At 73.3% G+C, this 15,105-nt stretch carries 18 protein-coding genes and 1 pseudogene; 7 read left to right on the plus strand and 12 right to left on the minus strand.

Annotation, left to right across the window (positions count from 1 at the left end):
* Nucleotides 1-82: 82 nt before the first annotated feature.
* Nucleotides 83-394, minus strand: a complete 312-nt coding sequence (locus ACSMX9_RS26835) for a hypothetical protein (RefSeq protein ID WP_445397749.1) — start codon at nucleotides 392-394, stop codon at nucleotides 83-85.
* Between the two features lie 85 nt (nucleotides 395-479).
* The gene (locus ACSMX9_RS26840) at nucleotides 480-1,025 is read right to left on the minus strand and encodes a type 1 glutamine amidotransferase domain-containing protein (RefSeq protein WP_445397751.1); all 546 of its coding nucleotides are present in this window, start codon (nucleotides 1,023-1,025) and stop codon (nucleotides 480-482) included.
* Nucleotides 1,026-1,268: 243 nt separating this feature from the next.
* Between ACSMX9_RS26840 and ACSMX9_RS26845 the strand changes: the two genes are divergently transcribed.
* Nucleotides 1,269-1,505 (plus strand): DUF6480 family protein, encoded by a 237-nt coding sequence (locus ACSMX9_RS26845; RefSeq protein ID WP_351244974.1) that lies wholly within the window; start codon nucleotides 1,269-1,271, stop codon nucleotides 1,503-1,505.
* 60 nt (nucleotides 1,506-1,565) lie between these two features.
* Here the strand turns inward: ACSMX9_RS26845 and ACSMX9_RS26850 are convergent, their stop codons facing one another.
* Nucleotides 1,566-1,955 (minus strand): DUF2267 domain-containing protein, encoded by a 390-nt coding sequence (locus tag ACSMX9_RS26850; protein ID WP_445397753.1) that lies wholly within the window; start codon nucleotides 1,953-1,955, stop codon nucleotides 1,566-1,568.
* A gap of 338 nt (nucleotides 1,956-2,293) precedes the next feature.
* On the opposite strand from ACSMX9_RS26850, the gene ACSMX9_RS26855 reads away from it, so the two are divergent.
* The gene (locus tag ACSMX9_RS26855) at nucleotides 2,294-2,527 is read left to right on the plus strand and encodes a DUF397 domain-containing protein (protein WP_351244978.1); all 234 of its coding nucleotides are present in this window, start codon (nucleotides 2,294-2,296) and stop codon (nucleotides 2,525-2,527) included.
* 90 nt (nucleotides 2,528-2,617) lie between these two features.
* Nucleotides 2,618-3,553 (plus strand): DUF5753 domain-containing protein, encoded by a 936-nt coding sequence (locus tag ACSMX9_RS26860; protein WP_445397755.1) that lies wholly within the window; start codon nucleotides 2,618-2,620, stop codon nucleotides 3,551-3,553.
* Between the two features lie 15 nt (nucleotides 3,554-3,568).
* Here the strand turns inward: ACSMX9_RS26860 and ACSMX9_RS26865 are convergent, their stop codons facing one another.
* From ACSMX9_RS26865 to ACSMX9_RS26895, 7 genes and pseudogenes are all read right to left on the minus strand, one after another.
* Nucleotides 3,569-4,387 carry an SAM-dependent methyltransferase gene (locus ACSMX9_RS26865; protein WP_445397757.1) on the minus strand — a complete coding sequence of 273 codons (819 nt, stop codon included), beginning with the start codon at nucleotides 4,385-4,387 and terminating at the stop codon, nucleotides 3,569-3,571.
* A gap of 236 nt (nucleotides 4,388-4,623) precedes the next feature.
* Complete coding sequence (locus ACSMX9_RS26870) at nucleotides 4,624-5,064, minus strand: hypothetical protein (RefSeq protein WP_445397759.1); 441 nt, start codon at nucleotides 5,062-5,064, stop codon at nucleotides 4,624-4,626.
* 768 nt (nucleotides 5,065-5,832) lie between these two features.
* Nucleotides 5,833-6,351 (minus strand): annotated as a pseudogene (locus ACSMX9_RS26875) (iron-containing redox enzyme family protein); the annotation flags it as partial.
* A 7-nt stretch (nucleotides 6,352-6,358) separates the two neighbouring features.
* Nucleotides 6,359-6,643, minus strand: a complete 285-nt coding sequence (locus ACSMX9_RS26880; protein WP_445397761.1) for a hypothetical protein — start codon at nucleotides 6,641-6,643, stop codon at nucleotides 6,359-6,361.
* A 36-nt stretch (nucleotides 6,644-6,679) separates the two neighbouring features.
* Nucleotides 6,680-6,862, minus strand: a complete 183-nt coding sequence (locus ACSMX9_RS26885) for a DUF6131 family protein (RefSeq protein ID WP_351245118.1) — start codon at nucleotides 6,860-6,862, stop codon at nucleotides 6,680-6,682.
* A gap of 153 nt (nucleotides 6,863-7,015) precedes the next feature.
* Nucleotides 7,016-7,189: a CsbD family protein gene (locus ACSMX9_RS26890; protein ID WP_445397763.1), complete on the minus strand. Its 174-nt coding sequence runs from the start codon at nucleotides 7,187-7,189 to the stop codon at nucleotides 7,016-7,018.
* A 189-nt stretch (nucleotides 7,190-7,378) separates the two neighbouring features.
* On the minus strand, nucleotides 7,379-8,536 hold the full coding sequence (locus tag ACSMX9_RS26895; protein WP_445397765.1) for an ANTAR domain-containing protein: 1,158 nt from the start codon (nucleotides 8,534-8,536) through the stop codon (nucleotides 7,379-7,381).
* A 301-nt stretch (nucleotides 8,537-8,837) separates the two neighbouring features.
* Here ACSMX9_RS26895 and ACSMX9_RS26900 point away from each other — a divergent pair, with 301 nt between their 5' ends.
* The 3 genes from ACSMX9_RS26900 (at nucleotide 8,838) to ACSMX9_RS26910 (ending at nucleotide 10,930) form a co-directional block, all read left to right on the plus strand.
* The gene (locus ACSMX9_RS26900) at nucleotides 8,838-9,782 is read left to right on the plus strand and encodes a helix-turn-helix transcriptional regulator (RefSeq protein WP_445397767.1); all 945 of its coding nucleotides are present in this window, start codon (nucleotides 8,838-8,840) and stop codon (nucleotides 9,780-9,782) included.
* A 264-nt stretch (nucleotides 9,783-10,046) separates the two neighbouring features.
* Complete coding sequence (locus ACSMX9_RS26905; RefSeq protein WP_445397769.1) at nucleotides 10,047-10,556, plus strand: STAS domain-containing protein; 510 nt, start codon at nucleotides 10,047-10,049, stop codon at nucleotides 10,554-10,556.
* Between the two features lie 134 nt (nucleotides 10,557-10,690).
* Nucleotides 10,691-10,930, plus strand: coding sequence for a DUF6479 family protein (locus ACSMX9_RS26910; RefSeq protein WP_445397771.1), 240 nt, complete (start codon nucleotides 10,691-10,693; stop codon nucleotides 10,928-10,930).
* A 100-nt stretch (nucleotides 10,931-11,030) separates the two neighbouring features.
* Here the strand turns inward: ACSMX9_RS26910 and ACSMX9_RS26915 are convergent, their stop codons facing one another.
* Nucleotides 11,031-11,720 (minus strand): HAD family hydrolase, encoded by a 690-nt coding sequence (locus tag ACSMX9_RS26915; RefSeq protein WP_445397772.1) that lies wholly within the window; start codon nucleotides 11,718-11,720, stop codon nucleotides 11,031-11,033.
* A gap of 648 nt (nucleotides 11,721-12,368) precedes the next feature.
* Here ACSMX9_RS26915 and ACSMX9_RS26920 point away from each other — a divergent pair.
* Nucleotides 12,369-14,108 carry a dihydroxyacetone kinase subunit DhaK gene (locus ACSMX9_RS26920; RefSeq protein WP_445397774.1) on the plus strand — a complete coding sequence of 580 codons (1,740 nt, stop codon included), beginning with the start codon at nucleotides 12,369-12,371 and terminating at the stop codon, nucleotides 14,106-14,108.
* On the opposite strand, the gene ACSMX9_RS26925 is transcribed toward ACSMX9_RS26920, so the two are convergent.
* A complete protein-coding gene (locus ACSMX9_RS26925) occupies nucleotides 14,101-14,910 on the minus strand; it encodes a SigB/SigF/SigG family RNA polymerase sigma factor (RefSeq protein WP_445397776.1) in 810 nt (269 codons plus the stop codon). The two genes, ACSMX9_RS26920 and ACSMX9_RS26925, sit on opposite strands and share 8 nt — an antisense overlap.
* Nucleotides 14,911-15,105 lie beyond the last annotated feature (195 nt).

Below are 15,105 nucleotides of genomic sequence, written 5' to 3' on the forward strand. Positions count from 1 at the left end.
TTGCCCGCCGCACCCGGGCGTGAGGGCCGACCGCTCCTCCGCACCCGCAGCGGGTGCGTGCGTACCGGGCCTGGGTGCCCGCTCAGGGACGCCGGGCCCGGACGACCACCAACTCCTCGTGCACCGCGGCGGGCTCCAGCAGACCGCGGGCGCACAGCCAGTCCCGTCGACGGCGCGACACCGGACCGAAGGGCACCCGGGCCCGTTCGCTGACGCCTGCGTGCAGACCGGCGGCCCGCAGCGTCTCGTCCGTTCCACAGAGCCCGGAGTGCACCACCAGCAACAGCCCGGCCGGGGACAGGAGGCGCGGCGCGTCGGCACAGATCCGGTCCAGCAGGCTCCGCCCGTGCGTCCCCGCGTCCCAGGCCCGGGCCGCTCCGTGGGACGCGGTCACCTCGCACGGGGCGGGAACGTACGGCGGGTTGCTGATGACCAGCCCGACCCGCTCGGCCCGAGCCCGGTGCCCGGTGCCGGGCGTCTCACACCGTGCCCGCCCGTGCGAACTCCTCGGTGAAGGCGCGGGTGAACTCCGGGAGGTCGTCGGGCTTGCGGCTGGTGACCAGGGTGTTCGGGCCGGTGCGGCTCACGTGGACGGGCTCGTCGATCCAGGTGCCGCCGGCGTTGCGGACGTCGGTGCGCAGGCTGGGCCAGGAGGTCAGGGTGCGTCCGGTGATCACGCCGGCCTCGATGAGGGTCCACGGCGCGTGGCAGATGGCCGCCACCGGCTTGCCCGAATCGAAGAACGAGCGCACGAACGCGACCGCGGTGTCGTCCGTGCGCAAGGCGTCCGGGTTGGCCACCCCGCCGGGCAGGACCAGCGCCCCGAACTCCGTCGGGTCGGCCCCGTCCACCACCTGGTCGACGGGGAAGGTGTCGCCCCGGTCGAGGTGGTGGAACGCCTGGACCCGGCCCGGTGCGGTCGAGATCAGCGACGGGACGTCCCCCGCGTCGATCACGGCCTGCCAGGGCTCCGTCAACTCGACCTGCTCGACGCCCTCGGGGGCGACCAGGAAGGCGATCCTCACGTCTCCTCACTCCTCTCCGTGACGGGGCCGCCGGACGGGTGCTGCCGCCGTACCCGGTCCGGGGACGGCGGGGCGGCCCCGACCGGACGGGTACCCGGGCCGCGGCGGGCCAGTGCCGCGGCCCGGGGCGTCGCCGTCCGTGGACCGTCGAGTACCGAGGGTGCCCGTTCCCGCCCCGGGTGCGGATGCCGGGCAGGGTCCTTTCGCCCGGACGATGCGGGGTACTCGGACGGCATGAACGGCATGAACGATGCGAACGGCAGGAATCCCGGCGAGCCCGTCCCGGGTGCGCGACCCGATCCCCGAGGGGGAGTGCCGCCGGGGGAGACCCCGCCCGCCGAGTCCGGCACCGGCCCGGCCACCGGGCCCCGGGAGGACACCGAACGGGGATGGGCTGCCCTCCCCCTGACGCTGATCCTGATCGTGGCGCTGGTCTTCGCCGCGTTCTTCCTCGTCTACGCCCTCACCCTCGCGCTCTGACGCCCGCGGGGCGTGGTGCGGGGGCGGCACGTCGTGGGGCCGGCCCCCGGAGCCCGTCGCTCACCCCGGTGGCTCCGGGTCGAGCAGCGGCATCAGCCCGTGCGGGAGCCGACTGCGGAAGACCGCCCGCTCGGCGGGGGAGAGGGCCCCGGCGACCGTGGACAGGACGGCGTGGATGTCCCACTGGGGGGTGCGCGGCCGGACCCCGGTGTGCCCGGCCACCCGGCCGCAGAACTCCTCCGCCCCCAGCCCCTCGGCCTTCGCCGCGCCGGACGCGCTCACCGTCTTGGCCAGCCGGTCGGGGAGCCACGAGACGATCCGTTCGGCCCCTTCGCGTCCGAGGTGCTGCGCGAGCACGGCGAGCACGGCGTGGCTGACCACCGCGGCCTCCTCGTGGCTGGTGTACTCACCCCGCTCCCGCACACGGGTGAGAAATGCGTCGTCGGACATGGCGAACGCGCCTCCTCTGGGACGGGCCCCCGGGCCCGACTGCGTTGCGGACGGGAACAACGTCGCAGAAACGCAGGCGTCCCGCATGCCGTGGTCCGGGTCCGGGAGCGAACGCACGGGCCTGCAGTTGCTCGGGTGACGTGTGTGAGCAGGGAGGCCGAAAACACTCCGATGAACACCCTTCCGGGTGATCTGATCGATGAAGGGACGCCACTAGAATCCTTGCATCTGAGGAATTCCATTGCTTGCAGATGGGATTCGCCATCACGTGCTCGTGCACATTCCGGTGCCGTGGAAAAGGGCCGGAGGAGGGCGGGCACCTTCCGGGAGGGGACCGCATGGAGTTCGTCAACGGTGTCGACGCGACCGAGATCGAGGGCGTCACCTGGGTCAAGAGCAGCGACAGCCAGGGCATCGGCAACTGCGTGGAGGTCGCGTCCCTACCGGGTGGCGGGATCGCGGTGCGCAACTCCCGTGACGCCTCGGGCCCGGCGCTGATCTACACCGCCGCCGAGGCCCGTGCCTTCCTCGCCGGGGTGAAGCGGGGCGAGTTCGACGGATTGGTGTCCTGAACTGCATCCGAGAGAAGGTTAGTTCGGCGGACGTGTGGACTCGGGCGCTGGAATACTGTGTGTCGATGGCTCGTGACGTCGAGGAGTCCCATGCCCGCCGAACCGTACGATCGTTCGCCTTCGACAGCTCGTGTCCTCTCGCTGCACCGGGGCCGGCGGGACGATCCGCCGGCCCTGCTGCTGGGCGCCCAGTTGCGGCGGATGCGGGAGGAACGGCGTCTCACGCTGGAGGCGGCCGCCGCCTTCATCCGGGGCTCCGCGTCGAAGGTCAGCAGGATGGAGCGGGCCGAGAGCGCCGTCTCCGAACGCGATGTGTGGGACCTGGTCGAGGGGTACGGGTCCCCGGCCGACGAGCGCGCCGAGATCAACGAACTGCTTCGACGGGTGCGCAGGGACCAGGGAAAGAAGGAGTACAGCGACGTCACCCCGGGCTTCCTGCGCCGGCTGGTGAGGTTGGAACAGCGGGCCGTGCGCGTGTTCTCCTACGAGCCCTACGCCGTCCCTGGGCTGTTGCAGACCCCTGAGTACGCCCGGGCCATGGTCCTGTCGGAACTGGCCGACGAGGACGGGCGGGCGGACGAGGCGCTCGTGGAGCGACACGTGTTCGCACGCCGGAACCGGTGGGCCGACTTCTGCGACGCGGGAGGGGCCGAACTCCTGGTGATCATGGACGAGAGGGCGCTGCACTGGTCCGTGTCCGACGACGCCGTGATGGCCGGGCAACTGCGCCGTCTCCTCGACCTCGCGGAGACGGACGGGATCTCCATCCGGGTCATCCCCCGCGACGGGGGCTTCCGGGCGCCGGCCCCCCTCGCGTTCACCCATCTGGTCCTGCCCGACCGGCCGCAGCAGGTCCAGGTGGTCTACGTGGAGAAGATCGACGGCGCCGACTACTGCACCGACGAGACCCGGCTGGAGAAGTACCGGGCCCGCATGGAGCGGGCCATGGGCCTGGCGCTGTCCTGGGAGGACAGCGCGCGCCTGATGCGGCGACTGGTACGGGAGAAGGAGGCGGGGGAGCGCTGAACTCCCCCGCCCGGGTCAGGGCAGCAGGGCGATGCCGCCCCACTCCTCCCAGTCGTCGGTGCGCTGCCGGGGGACGACCTCGGTGTCCGCACGCCAGGTGGTGACGTTGACCAGTCCGGGCTCCCGCACCGTCACGCCGAGGTCGTCGAAGTAGGCCGCCACCTCGGCCTTGGCGCGCACCCGGCCCCAGGAGCCGTGGGTGGCGTCCGCCATCAGCCCGGTGACCCGGTCGCGGATGTCGGCCCGCTCGCTGACGAGCTGACAGATGACGAAGATGCTGCCGGGCGCCAGTTCGCGCTTCACCCGGTGGAGCATGGGGAGCACCTGCTCGTCCTTCAGACAGTGCAGGACCGAGACGAAGAGCGCGGCGGTGGGCTCGTCGGGGCGGATGAGCCGGCGCACCTCGTCGTGGGCGAAGATCGCCGCGGTGTCGGTCATGTCGGCCTGGACCACGGCCGTTTGTCGGTTCTGCTCCAGTCGGGTCCGGCCGTGGGCGGACACGATGGGGTCGTTGTCGATGTAGACGACCCGGGAGTCGGGATCCACCCGCTGGGCGATCTCGTGGACGTTGTCCAGGGTGGGCAGCCCGGAGCCGTGGTCGAGGAACTGTCGGATGCCGGCCTCCTCGGCGAGGAACCGCACCACCCGGCGCAGGAAGGCGCGGTTGTTCAGCGCCAGGGCCTGCGAGTCCGGCACGATCTCCAGCAACTCCGCGCATGCGTCGCGATCGGACCGGTAGTTGTCGACACCCCCCAACAGCCAGTCGTACATGCGGGCGACACTCGGCGTGTGCGTGTCCACCCGAGGAGGACCGGACTGCTCTCCCTGACCCATGCGACCCCCAGAACTCCCCGTGCAACAGGGCGTGAGATGTGAAGTGCCCATGCTAGTAGGAGGGTTGGGGCCTGTCAGCGAGGTCGGGGGGCGCGCCGGGCGCACGGAGTGGCGGTACCGGAGCGGCCGGGCGTCCCGGGGCGCCCCTGCATGGGCTCCCGCCCGGGGACACTGCCTGGTGCGACGGGACAGGGGCCGTCACCTGTCGTCGTCCTCATGCCGGACTCGCGAGGGGATCAGTAGGGCAGTCCTGAGCGCTCCGCATGGGCGATCAGCGCGCGGACGGCCGAGGGGGACGTGCCCGTGATCTGCGCGATCTTCGAGGGCGTCATCCGCAGGTCGCGGGAGAGGAGCACCGCATCGGCGTGGGCAGGCGGGAGCAGCCGGTAGAGCGGGGAGTCCTTGCACTGGCGGCGGGCGGCCTCACCGGTGACCGTGTGGCGCAGCACCTGCCAGGCGGAGGCGAAGGTGTTGGGGCTGCTGAGCAGAGCGGTCCAGCGCACGGCGATCGAGGTGAGCGCCTCCTCCGCGACCGCGACGGTCTCCTGGCCCAGCCGGGCCTCGGCGTAGCGGAGATAGACGGGGCGGGCCAGCGTGCGGAACGCCTGGTAGTCGTGTCGACGGGTGGAGGGCGGCGGGCGGTCACCGGGGTCCGGGGACGGCAGGGCGTCGTGCACGGTGCGCGGGCTACGCGGGCCAGCCGTCAGCTCTGCCTCGACCGGGGCCGGCGGCAGCCGTTCGGTTCGGGTCGGCCGGGTAGCGGCCCGGCGCCGTCCCGGCGTCCTCCGTGCACCGCGCGGACCGTGGGGACGGAAGGCGCGGCTGCTCCGCGGAACGAATGGCGCACGGTGGTGGATCTCCTCGTCGATCGGGCGGCGGGGCGCCGTACCGGGCCTTCCGGTACCGGGCGGGCCGCGGGCTGATGTGCCGATGACCGTACCTCCCTTCGTAGGGCTGCCTTCCGCTTTGCTGACCTTGGAGCAAACGCCGGAGAGGAAACGTAAATGTCGATGCATGGGAAGCGTTTGTTTGTCAAGTTTGAATGTTGGGCTCCTCTTGATGGGTCATGATGAGAGTTGATCGAATGTAAGCGCTTGTTCATTTGGATTTGTATGGAATCTGGGTGGTTATCGACTCTCTTGCATATGCACCTTGGGTGTCCCGCAATATGGCAAGCGCTCGGCGGGTCGCGTTGAGGAAAAAGAAGGTAGTGAAATTAATCCTTAAGAGTGAACTTGGCTCGGACGGAGGGAGGGTGTGGTATGCCGTCAGTGGACATGTGTCATTCGGGCATTTTGCGAGATGTGCGGATGCGAACGGTTCGGCGTGGTGGATGGAGGGGGTGCGGGCCGGATCCGCGGCCACTGCCCCACTCGCGGCGGGCCGCGGATCATCCCCGGCCCGCGGAGCGCTGACGGACGCCGCCTTGACCGCGCCCCGGTCGGTCAGCCGGCCCGCAGCGCGGTGCGCCTCCGTTGCCGGGAGCCGAGCAGCCGGGCGCCGAGCCGGTCCTCCATGAAGGTCGTGGCGTGCACGCCCAAGACCGGGTCCGCTTCCCGTTCGGGTTCGTCGGCCAACAGCCCCTCGGCGACCTCGCCGCGCACCGACTGCTCGTGCACCGCGTCGGCTTCCACGTGCCCGTCGTGGAAGCGCCGGGCCGCGGCCCCGCCCCGCACCGGCGCAGGGCGTCGGCCATCCGGGCCGCGCCGGGGGAGACGGTCACCTCCACCGCGGCGAAGTGCCCGACGAGGGAGCCGCGCCGGGCCCGGTGCAGGCCGAACAGGGACATCGTGGTCACCACCCGCCAACACGTCGCCCGGTGCCGCGTCCAGATGGGTGCCGTAGGCGGGGGCCAGACCGAGGTCGACCATGAGGTCCGCGAACAATCTGGCGTGGACGTCCTCGGCCCGGCCCGCACCGAACTCGTCGTACTCGACGGCGACCATGCCCGCCTTCGCCCGGCCGTCCGGGTCATCCGGGTCGCTCGCGGCGGCGGGGCCCGAGGACCGTTCGGACCAGGAGCCCGGCGAGACCGCTCGTCAGTGAACTGGTGACGAGGTCCCGGACCACCAGCAGCAGCACCGAGAGCAGGAGACCCGCCGCCAGCACGGCCGCGACCCCGAGGGCGACGCGAGCACCGCGACCGCAGCCCCCGCGCGCGGCGGGCAACACCGGTTGCGGGGCTTGCGCCCGGTCCGCCGCGAGGTCGAGGGTCCGTCCGTGGGCGTCCCTGACCAGGTGCGACCCGGCGGTCATGGCCCAGCCTTCCGTCGCCCGTCCCGTTCGGGCCCGCTACCAGTAGTGGCGTCGGCCGCCCACTGCATGGCCCACCGCCCCGAGGAGCCAGAGGACGACACCGATCACCACGAGGGCGACGCCGATGCTCCAGAGGACGCTCACCTGGGTGAGCAGCCCCACGACCAGCAGGGCGACACCGAGAACGATCATGATTACTCCAGGTACGAGTAGACGAATCGATTCACCTCGTCGTGTTCCCGGTGCGCGCCCCGGGCCCGCGCGGACCGAGCGCCGGGGTCCCTCGGGACACCGGAGCGGCCACGTGCCCCGGGCGCGCCCGCACCCGTCCGGTACGCGACCCGGGCGGGTGCGGAGGGCATCGGACGGCCGTCAGGGCTTGAAGGCGTCCTTGGCCTTCTCCTTGGCGGCCCGGACGTCGCCTTCGGCCTCCTTCGCCCGCCCTTCCGCGGCGGTGCGTTCACTGCCCACCGCACGCCCTGCGGCCTTCTGCACCTTTCCCTTGACCTGCTGCGCTTTCGCGCGGGCCTTCTCGCTCTTCGCCATCGCCGGCACCTTTCGTCTTCTCGCTCGATCGCCGTGCACCACACGGGGCACAACGGCGCGTCCCGTCCCGGGTACCCCCGGGACGCCGTCCATACGGAACGCACGCGCACGACCCGGGCGGCGCGCAAGCGCGCCCGTCCGCGGCGGGAGGCCCGTCGCCGGGGCGGGCGAGCAGGTGCGAACGGGTGTTCAGGGTCCGGCGGTGAGGGCCACCGCCCGCGCGTGGAGTCCTTCCAAGGCGTCCAACACGATCGTGCGGTGGTGCCACGTCAACCACGCCCCCGTCCCGCGACCGAGTGCGCACAGCCCCCGGGCGGCCGGGGCCGCGAGCACCTCGTGGGGCCCGGGACGGAACACCGAGAGGTCTCCCAGGAACCGTCCGCCCCCGTCCACCAGGGCCACCCCGTGCCGGGTGCGTCCCCAAGGTGCCTCGGCCCCCGGAAGGGAGGTGTCCAGTACGGTCACGGGCACCCCCGGCCGAGCGGCCCGCACCCCGTCCTCCCCCGGCGGTCGGTGCGTCTCCAGGGCCGCGGACTCGTCACCCAGGTGCGCCTCCACCACGAGGCCGCCGGTGAGCGGGTCGACCAGCCGGACCAGGCCGGTGGGGGCGCCGGTGAGCTCCGCCGCCCGACGCAGCGAGGCGCTGAGGACCTCGGTGTGGTTGGTGAGGGCCACCGCCCTCCGTTCCCCGAGCGGGACCGGGGGCGTCGGCCGTCGGCCCCGCCCGGGGAACCACGGACCGTGCGTGGGCGGGGCCTTGACGACGACGACCGCCGACGCCAGGTGGCGCAGCTTCAGGTTGTGCCGCTGCGCCACGGCCTTGAGCAGTTCCAGGGCGTCCGCCGCCCCGATCGCGTAGCGGCCCTGGAGGACGCCCTGCGCCTGGGCGACCGCGGTGCGCGCCCGCATCTTCCGCACCAGGTGGTGGAGCGGCCCGTCGACCGCACCGGACTCCAGGGGCACCGGTGCGCCCGGAGACCCGGGCGGGGGGCGGTGGGTGCGCCTCGGCCGTCGGCAACGGTCGACCGCCTCCGCCACCGACGCCGCGGTCGACACCGTGCCGGCGGGACGCCACCCGTCCGGCCGCGCCCCGATGACGATGAGGCGCCCGGGGAAGCGGTCCAGGGCCGTCGCCACGACGGGCGGCACCCCGGCCGCACCGGGTCCCGCCGCCGTGGCGCTCAGGTCGAGGACCACCGCGACGCAGTCCCCGGGCCGGCTCGCGGCCACGGCTTCCCACTCCGGCGCGGACACCGGGCCGGCGAGGTGCAGGACCCAGAGCGCACCGGCCCCTTCGGGCAGGAGCACCACCTGGGCGCAGGGAAGGGGGATGCGGTGGGGGGACATGACGAGCGGCCTCCGGACGAACGGGGGGCCAGCGGCCCCGGGGACGGCTCCCACCCTCTCCGGCGGCCGGCGGGCCCACGAGTACCGAGCGCGAAGACCTTTCGCCACGCGGGTCGAAAAACGAAGGCCCGCACGTGGCGGGTGGTGCTCCGGTCGCGCAGCCACCTTCCGGGCACCGCGCTCCCACCGGCCGGGAGGCGCGTCGGGTCCGGGAAGTGACACGCGTAGCGTGAGCCTCGGCACGCGCCCTCCCGGCGCACACGAGCGTGAGGGTGGGGAGCCGGTCAGCATGGGCGCGCTGATGTTCGAAAGTGATGACCTGGAGCGAACGGAGGAGTTCCTGAGCAGGGCGTACGCTGCGATGAGGATCGGCAGCAGCACGCCCGCCGAGAGCCACGCACGGATCTCGCGCCACGCTTCGGCGTCGGTCAGCGTGGACCTGGTGCAGATGAACTTCGAGATGAGCTACGAGGTGGGGCCGCTGGGCCGGATCGGTCTGTGCAGCATGCACACCGGCTTCATCCGGGACCACGCCGCCTCGGCCCCCGCCGACACCTACGGCCCCGGAGACGTCTTCTCCCTGGCCCCACCGGACGAGCCCTACCGCGGTCGGGTGGACCGGGCCCGCTACCACGTCACGCTCATCGCCCCCGAACTGCTCGCCCAGGTCGCCTCGGCGGCCTCGGACCGGGAGCCCGACGCGGTGCGGCTGACCGGTCACCGTCCCCGCTGCGAGGAGGCCGCCCGCAGGCTCCAGGGGATCATCACCCACCTCCGGGACCACGTCCTGGACGCACCCGATCTCCACGACCAGCCGCTGGTCCTGTCCACGGCGGCCCAGTACCTGGCCGCGAGCGTGCTGAGCGCCTTCCCCCACACCGCCCCCACCGAGGAGACGGCCCGGGACCGCCGGGACGCGCGCCCCCTGACGGTGCGTCGTGCTGTCGCCCACATCGAGGCGCACGCCGACCGCGAACTGACCGTCGCGGACATCGCCGCCGCGGCGCACGTGACCACCCGCGCCCTCCAGTACGCCTTCCGCCGGCACCTGGGCACCACGCCGATGAGGTACCTGCGCCGGGTGCGGCTGGCCGCCGCGCACGAGGAGTTACTGCGGGCCGACCCGGGTCGGGGCGTCACGGTCACCACCGTGGCCGCGCGGTGGGGCTTCGCCCACCCGGGTCGGTTCGCCCGGGAGTACCGGGCCGCCTACGGTCGTCGTCCGTCCCACACCCTACGGGCCTGAACCGGACGGTACGGATGAGGCGGATGGTTTGAAGCGTTGCTTCCGGGGCACACGTGAGCCGTGCTTGGGAACGCAGGCACACTCCTGGAACCGGTTCCGGCCGCCCGGTGTGTGCGGCGCGACCGGGACCGCTCTCCCACCGAGGCGAAGAACCCCGTGCAAGGAGCGAGATCCCATGAGCACCCCCCTGTTCGCCCCCCGGGGCGGCCGTCCCCCCGGGCCCGCGGCGGCCTGTCGCGTCCGTCGAGCACCCGGCGGTGCTCCGTGACGGTGGCGTTCGGCTACTCCGCCGTCTTCACGGGAAGTCCCGCCGACGGCGACGAGCACGTGGTCCTCCGACTCTCCGGCGACCTGGACGTCAGCTGCCGGGAGGACCTGGAAGCGGCGTTCGCCCTCTGCCGCTGGTGCCGACCCGAGGCGATCGCCGTCGACCTCACCGCCGTCACCTTCCTGGACAGCGCGGGGTTCGGCCTGTTGGAGGCCGCCCGGAGCGCCGGGGCGCGCCAGGGCGTGCCGGTGGAGTTCACCGGTGTCCTGCGGCCACCGGTCGCGCGGTTCCTGTCCCTGACCGGAACGCCCGTCGCCCGGACCGTCCCCCGTGCCGCCGGGGCGCCGTCCGGCCGCCGCCCGGCGTCGCGGGCGGTCCGGCCGGCTCCCCGGGGCGACGGCCGGGGCCGTCACCGGGCGGTGTCCTGGCGGGCGGTGGTCACCGCCGCGGGCTTCGCGGGGCTGGCGTCCCTGCTCTGCGCGGCGGTGCAGCGCACGGTCCCGTGAACGGGCCGGGGCCGCCCGCCGCGACCGGGGCCCGGAGCGGCCGTGTGGCGCCCCGCCGTCCGTTCGAGGGAAGGGGCCGAGCGGCCCGGCCGGAGCGGTGACATGGCCAGCGGGTTCACGGGTACCCGCTCCCCATGACCCCATCGAACGCTCCTGTCCTGCCGCTCGCCGCCACGGACGGCGTCGCGGGCACCCTCGGGCTCCTGTTGGCGGGCGCGGCGGTCGTGGCCCTGCTGATCGTGATGGTGCAGCGCGGCATCCGTCGGCGCCGCCGCGAGGGCCCGCCGCCCCGTCCCGAGGAACAGCCCCGACCGCCGAGCCATCGGCGGGCGGACCCGGGCCGGGAGGGCCCGCCGCCCCCGCCGCGGGGCTGAGGTCCGCCCGTGTCCCTCGGCCACGCCCCGGTGCGGGCCCGGACCTTCGGGTCCGGGCCCGCACCGGGGCCAGCGACGGCCCGCGCCCGCCCGTCTCCGACTACGCCGGTGCGTCCGTCAGGGACGATCGCACCCATGTCACCAGGTCGGGGTCGTCGAGGCCAGCTACCCACCAGTCCGCGGTGGTGCCCCGGTGCGCCGGCGCCGGTTCCCCGACCCCGATGACCTTGAGTCCCGCCCGGTGCGCGGCCTCGATGCCGGTGAGGGAGTCCTCCACGGCGAGGGTGGCCGGGCCCTCGGTGCCGCAGAGCTCGGCGGCCTTGGCGTAGAGGTCGGGTTCGGGCTTGGGGCGGAGGTCCTCGTCGGGCACCACCAGGTGGTCGAAGTGCTTCAGCAGCCCGGTCCGTCCCAGGCTGGCCTCCACGACGGCCGCAGGGCAGTTGCTCGCGACGGCGAGCGGGACCCGCCCCGAGAGCAGCCGGACCAGCTCGGCCGCACCCGGCAGGACGACCGGCACCGCGTCGGCCAGCGCGGTGAAGTGCGACAGCAGGGACTGCGTCAACTCCTCGGCGAGTTCCGGCTTCCCGGCCTCCTCGGCCATGAGGAGTCCGCATTCCACGTAGTGCACCCCGGCGGCCTTGGCGGCGAAGTCGGGGGGAGCCTTCAGCCCGAAGTCGGCGAACGCGTGGACGCGCGCCGACTGCCAGTGGGACTCGTTGTCCACCAGTGTTCCGTCACAGTCGAACACCACGGCCGCAGGGGCTGTGGAAAGGACAGCAGAAACGGTCATGCGGGGTTCCCTTTCATGAGGATCGCATGCGCGAACAGCCGTGACGGGCATGCGAAGACAGGGGTATTCCCTGTTCAGGAGGGGTGGGGGTGGGTGATTCGCCGCTCCGGAAGGATGTTCCTCCCGGGCGTCCCGCTTGACGGTACGGAGACAAAAACGAGGGGGCAATGTGGCATTGAATGTGGATCTTCCATGAAAAATCAAGAAGAAATGATTCTTCAAGTCGGGCGGGGTGCGAGGTTCCTATGTGATGCCACGTCAGAACTGTTGCTACTCAGGGGAATTGTGAACCCAGTTACGGAAGGTGAAGATGGGTAGTAGTGGTTGGGGTGTGCCTGCTGATCCGCCGGTGTGATTCACCCCCACGTGGGCGTGTTGCGGAATGACGGTCGGTCCATCCGATGAAGTGCGCGGGAGGGGGTGCCCCGGGGCGGGGGGCGAATCGTGCGCCCCGGCGCGGGTCGCCGCCCCGGATCGGCCCGCATTCCCGCCGGTCCCTCCAATGGCCGTCCGCTTTATCGCCTTCTGAAGGATTTGGCCTAGGATCTTCTCTGTGGAGGCGCCGCGCGGCAGCCGTCCTCGCGGCCGGAGCCGCCGGTGCGGCACGGACGCGGATCCGACCCGTCGCCTCACCCGTACGGAGGCACGATGAGCTACTTCCTGCCCGACGACGAGGCGGTCCTGGCCGCCTGCCAGGGACTCGCGCTCGCCCACCCCGGCATCGGCCTGTGCGTCGAACCGCTGTACCTCCTGGCGTCGAGACCGGCCCCACAACGCCGCGTCGCCCTGGTGGCCGGCGGCGGAGCCGGTCACGAACCCCTGCACACCGGCCTCCTGGGGCGCGGCGGACTCGACGCGGTGGTCCCCGGACCGGTCTTCACCTCACCGGGCAACGCGCAGATCGTGGCGGCCTCGCACGCCGCGGCCTCGCTGGGGCAACGCGACGGCGTCGTGCACATCGTGAAGAACTACACCGGCGACCGCATCAACTTCGCGCTCGCCGCCGACCAGATCCGGGCCGCGGGCATCCCGGTCGCCGAGGTCGTCGTCGACGACGACCTCGCCACCGAGCACACGGCGGTCGGGCGGCGCGGCACCGGCGCCACCGTGGTGGTGGAGAAGCTCCTCGGGGCCCTGGCCGACCAAGGGGCCGACCTGGACGGCCTCGCCGAACTCGGCACCCGGGTGGCCGGTGCCTCCCGCAGCCTCGCCGTCTGCGCGCGGGCCCACACCTCGCCCGGGGACCGCTCGCCCTCCTTCCGCCTCGACCCCCGCCACTTCGACTTCGGGATCGGCATCCACGGCGAACGAGCGGCCCGCACCATCGCCGAGGTCGGCACCGACGAACTCGTCGCCCGCATGCTCGACGAGTTGCTGGAGCACGTGCGTCCCGGTCCGCACGGGGTCGTCGTCGTGGTGTCCGGACTCGGCGGCACCAGCGAGCTGGAACTCCGGGCCGTCGGCGCCCTGGCCCACCGCCACCTGGTGAACCGGGGCGCCCGGGTGCACGCCCTGGCCGTGGGGACGTACATCTCGGCCCTCGACATGGCCGGCTTCACCCTCACCCTGACCGCCCTGGCACCCGGCTGGGCCGGACTGTGGGACCTGCCCACCGACACGCCCCTGCGCCTCCCCGGCGCGGCCGCCTTCCGCACCACCGCGCTCCCCCCGGCCCACGGCACCTCCGTCACCTCCCGGTGGGACGCGCCCGCCCCGCCCCGCGCGGAGCGGGGGGCGCGCGCCTTCCTGGACGAACTCCACCGCATCAGCCGGCTCTCCCACGCCGAACTCACCGAACTCGACCGGGCGACCGGGGACGGCGACTTCGGCGACAACTTCTGCGGCGGTGTCACGGCGGCGGTGGGCCTCGCCGACCGCAGCGGCGCGGCGGGCACCGAGGCCCTCGCCGACACCTTCCGCGACCACGTCGGCGGCACCAGCGGCCCCCTGTTCGGCGTGCTCTTCACCGCGCTGGCCCCCGTCGCCGATCGCACCCCGCCCGACGTGCCGGCACTGGCCACCGCCCTGCGCCGGTCGCTGTCCCGGATCACCACGATCGGCGGCGCCGCGCCGGGGGACTGCACGCTGGTCGACGCCCTCGCCCCGGCCGCCGACGCCCTGGCCGCGACACCACTCGCGAGCCCGGAGCGGGCCCTGACCGCAGCCGCCCGCGCCGCCATCGCCGGGGCGCACGCCACCGCGGCCCTGACCGCACGCCGGGGCAGGGCCAGCTACGCGGACGGGTACAGCGAGGGCCGTCCGGACCCCGGCGCGGTCGCCGTCGCCCTCGTCCTCACCGCTCTGGCCCGCGTCCACGAGCCCCTCCCCGCCGGCGACCTGCCGTCCCTGCCCCGCATCGCCCGGGGCGGTGCGGAGGACGTCAGCTGACCTCCCTCAGGGCGTCCCGGCGCAGCTTCGCGCAGGTGGTGGAGAGGATGCGGGAGACGTGCACCTGCGAGAGGCCGAACTCGGCGGCGATCCGGTCCTGGGTCTGGTCGCGGAAGTACCGCAGGTAGAGCATCCGCCGCTCGCGCTCCGGCAGCCGGGACAGCAGCGGCCGGACCGCCTCCCGGTCCACCACCGTGTCCAGCCCGGGGTCGGGCTCCCCGTAGGTGTCCGCCAGCACCGATCCACCGTCGGGGGCGTCGCCGGTCCCGTTCACCGGTGCGTCCAGGGACAGCGTGCTGTGCGCGTGCAGGGCGAGTAGCCCCTCGCGGACCTCGTCCTCGGCCAGCCCGGTGCGTTCCGCGAGGGCGGCGACGGCGGGCTCGCCGCCCTCCCCGCCGAGTTCCTGACGGGCGGTGCGCACCCGGTTGCGGAGTTCCTGGACCCGGCGCGGAACCCGCAGGGTCCAGGAGTGGTCGCGGAAGTGGCGGCGGACCTCACCGGTGATGGTGGGCACGGCGAAGCTCTCGAAGGCGCACCCCCGGTCCGGGTCGTACCGGTCCACGGCCTTGACCAGGGCGAGCGCGGCCACCTGCCTCAGATCGTCGAGGGGCTCGCCCTTGCTGCGGTACTTGGCGGCGATCCGGTGCGCCATCGGCAGCCAGGCCCGGGTCACCTCCTCGCGCACCCGCGAGCGTTCGGTGCCGGTGGGGAGGGACGCGAGCAGGCGGAAGGCCGCGGCGGTGTCCGGGGCGTCGTCATGGGGATGGGCACGGCGAACCGTCGGGGAAAGGGGCGTGCTCATGGGACCTACTCCTTGACAGGGCGTGTCACGCTCGGTCCGGGGGCGCACCAGCAGGTGGTGCCGGCGGGAGCGGATGCGGTGCGCACCCGCCGCCACCCGGCCCCGGCTCGGTGCCTGGGTGTCGAAGCACGTGCTTGCGCGCTTGCCCTCCTTCCACCCTGGCAAACTCCCGTCACCCCCGCATCCGCGCACTCA

It is taken from the genome of Streptomyces sp. LE64, assembly GCF_052606915.1.

Excerpts from the sequence above, each read along its gene's own strand:
- ACSMX9_RS26845 (WP_351244974.1), top strand. The coding sequence starts at position 1,269 with ATGAACGATGCGAACGGCAGGAATCCCGGCGAGCCCGTCCCGGGTGCG.
- ACSMX9_RS26850 (WP_445397753.1), bottom strand. The coding sequence starts at position 1,955 with ATGTCCGACGACGCATTTCTCACCCGTGTGCGGGAGCGGGGTGAGTAC.
- ACSMX9_RS26855 (WP_351244978.1), top strand. The coding sequence starts at position 2,294 with ATGGAGTTCGTCAACGGTGTCGACGCGACCGAGATCGAGGGCGTCACC.
- ACSMX9_RS26860 (WP_445397755.1), top strand. The coding sequence starts at position 2,618 with ATGCCCGCCGAACCGTACGATCGTTCGCCTTCGACAGCTCGTGTCCTC.
- ACSMX9_RS26865 (WP_445397757.1), bottom strand. The coding sequence starts at position 4,387 with ATGGGTCAGGGAGAGCAGTCCGGTCCTCCTCGGGTGGACACGCACACG.
- ACSMX9_RS26880 (WP_445397761.1), bottom strand. The coding sequence starts at position 6,643 with ATGACCGCCGGGTCGCACCTGGTCAGGGACGCCCACGGACGGACCCTC.
- ACSMX9_RS26890 (WP_445397763.1), bottom strand. The coding sequence starts at position 7,189 with ATGGCGAAGAGCGAGAAGGCCCGCGCGAAAGCGCAGCAGGTCAAGGGA.
- ACSMX9_RS26895 (WP_445397765.1), bottom strand. The coding sequence starts at position 8,536 with ATGTCCCCCCACCGCATCCCCCTTCCCTGCGCCCAGGTGGTGCTCCTG.
- ACSMX9_RS26900 (WP_445397767.1), top strand. The coding sequence starts at position 8,838 with ATGTTCGAAAGTGATGACCTGGAGCGAACGGAGGAGTTCCTGAGCAGG.
- ACSMX9_RS26910 (WP_445397771.1), top strand. The coding sequence starts at position 10,691 with ATGACCCCATCGAACGCTCCTGTCCTGCCGCTCGCCGCCACGGACGGC.
- ACSMX9_RS26915 (WP_445397772.1), bottom strand. The coding sequence starts at position 11,720 with ATGACCGTTTCTGCTGTCCTTTCCACAGCCCCTGCGGCCGTGGTGTTC.
- ACSMX9_RS26920 (WP_445397774.1), top strand. The coding sequence starts at position 12,369 with ATGAGCTACTTCCTGCCCGACGACGAGGCGGTCCTGGCCGCCTGCCAG.
- ACSMX9_RS26925 (WP_445397776.1), bottom strand. The coding sequence starts at position 14,910 with ATGAGCACGCCCCTTTCCCCGACGGTTCGCCGTGCCCATCCCCATGAC.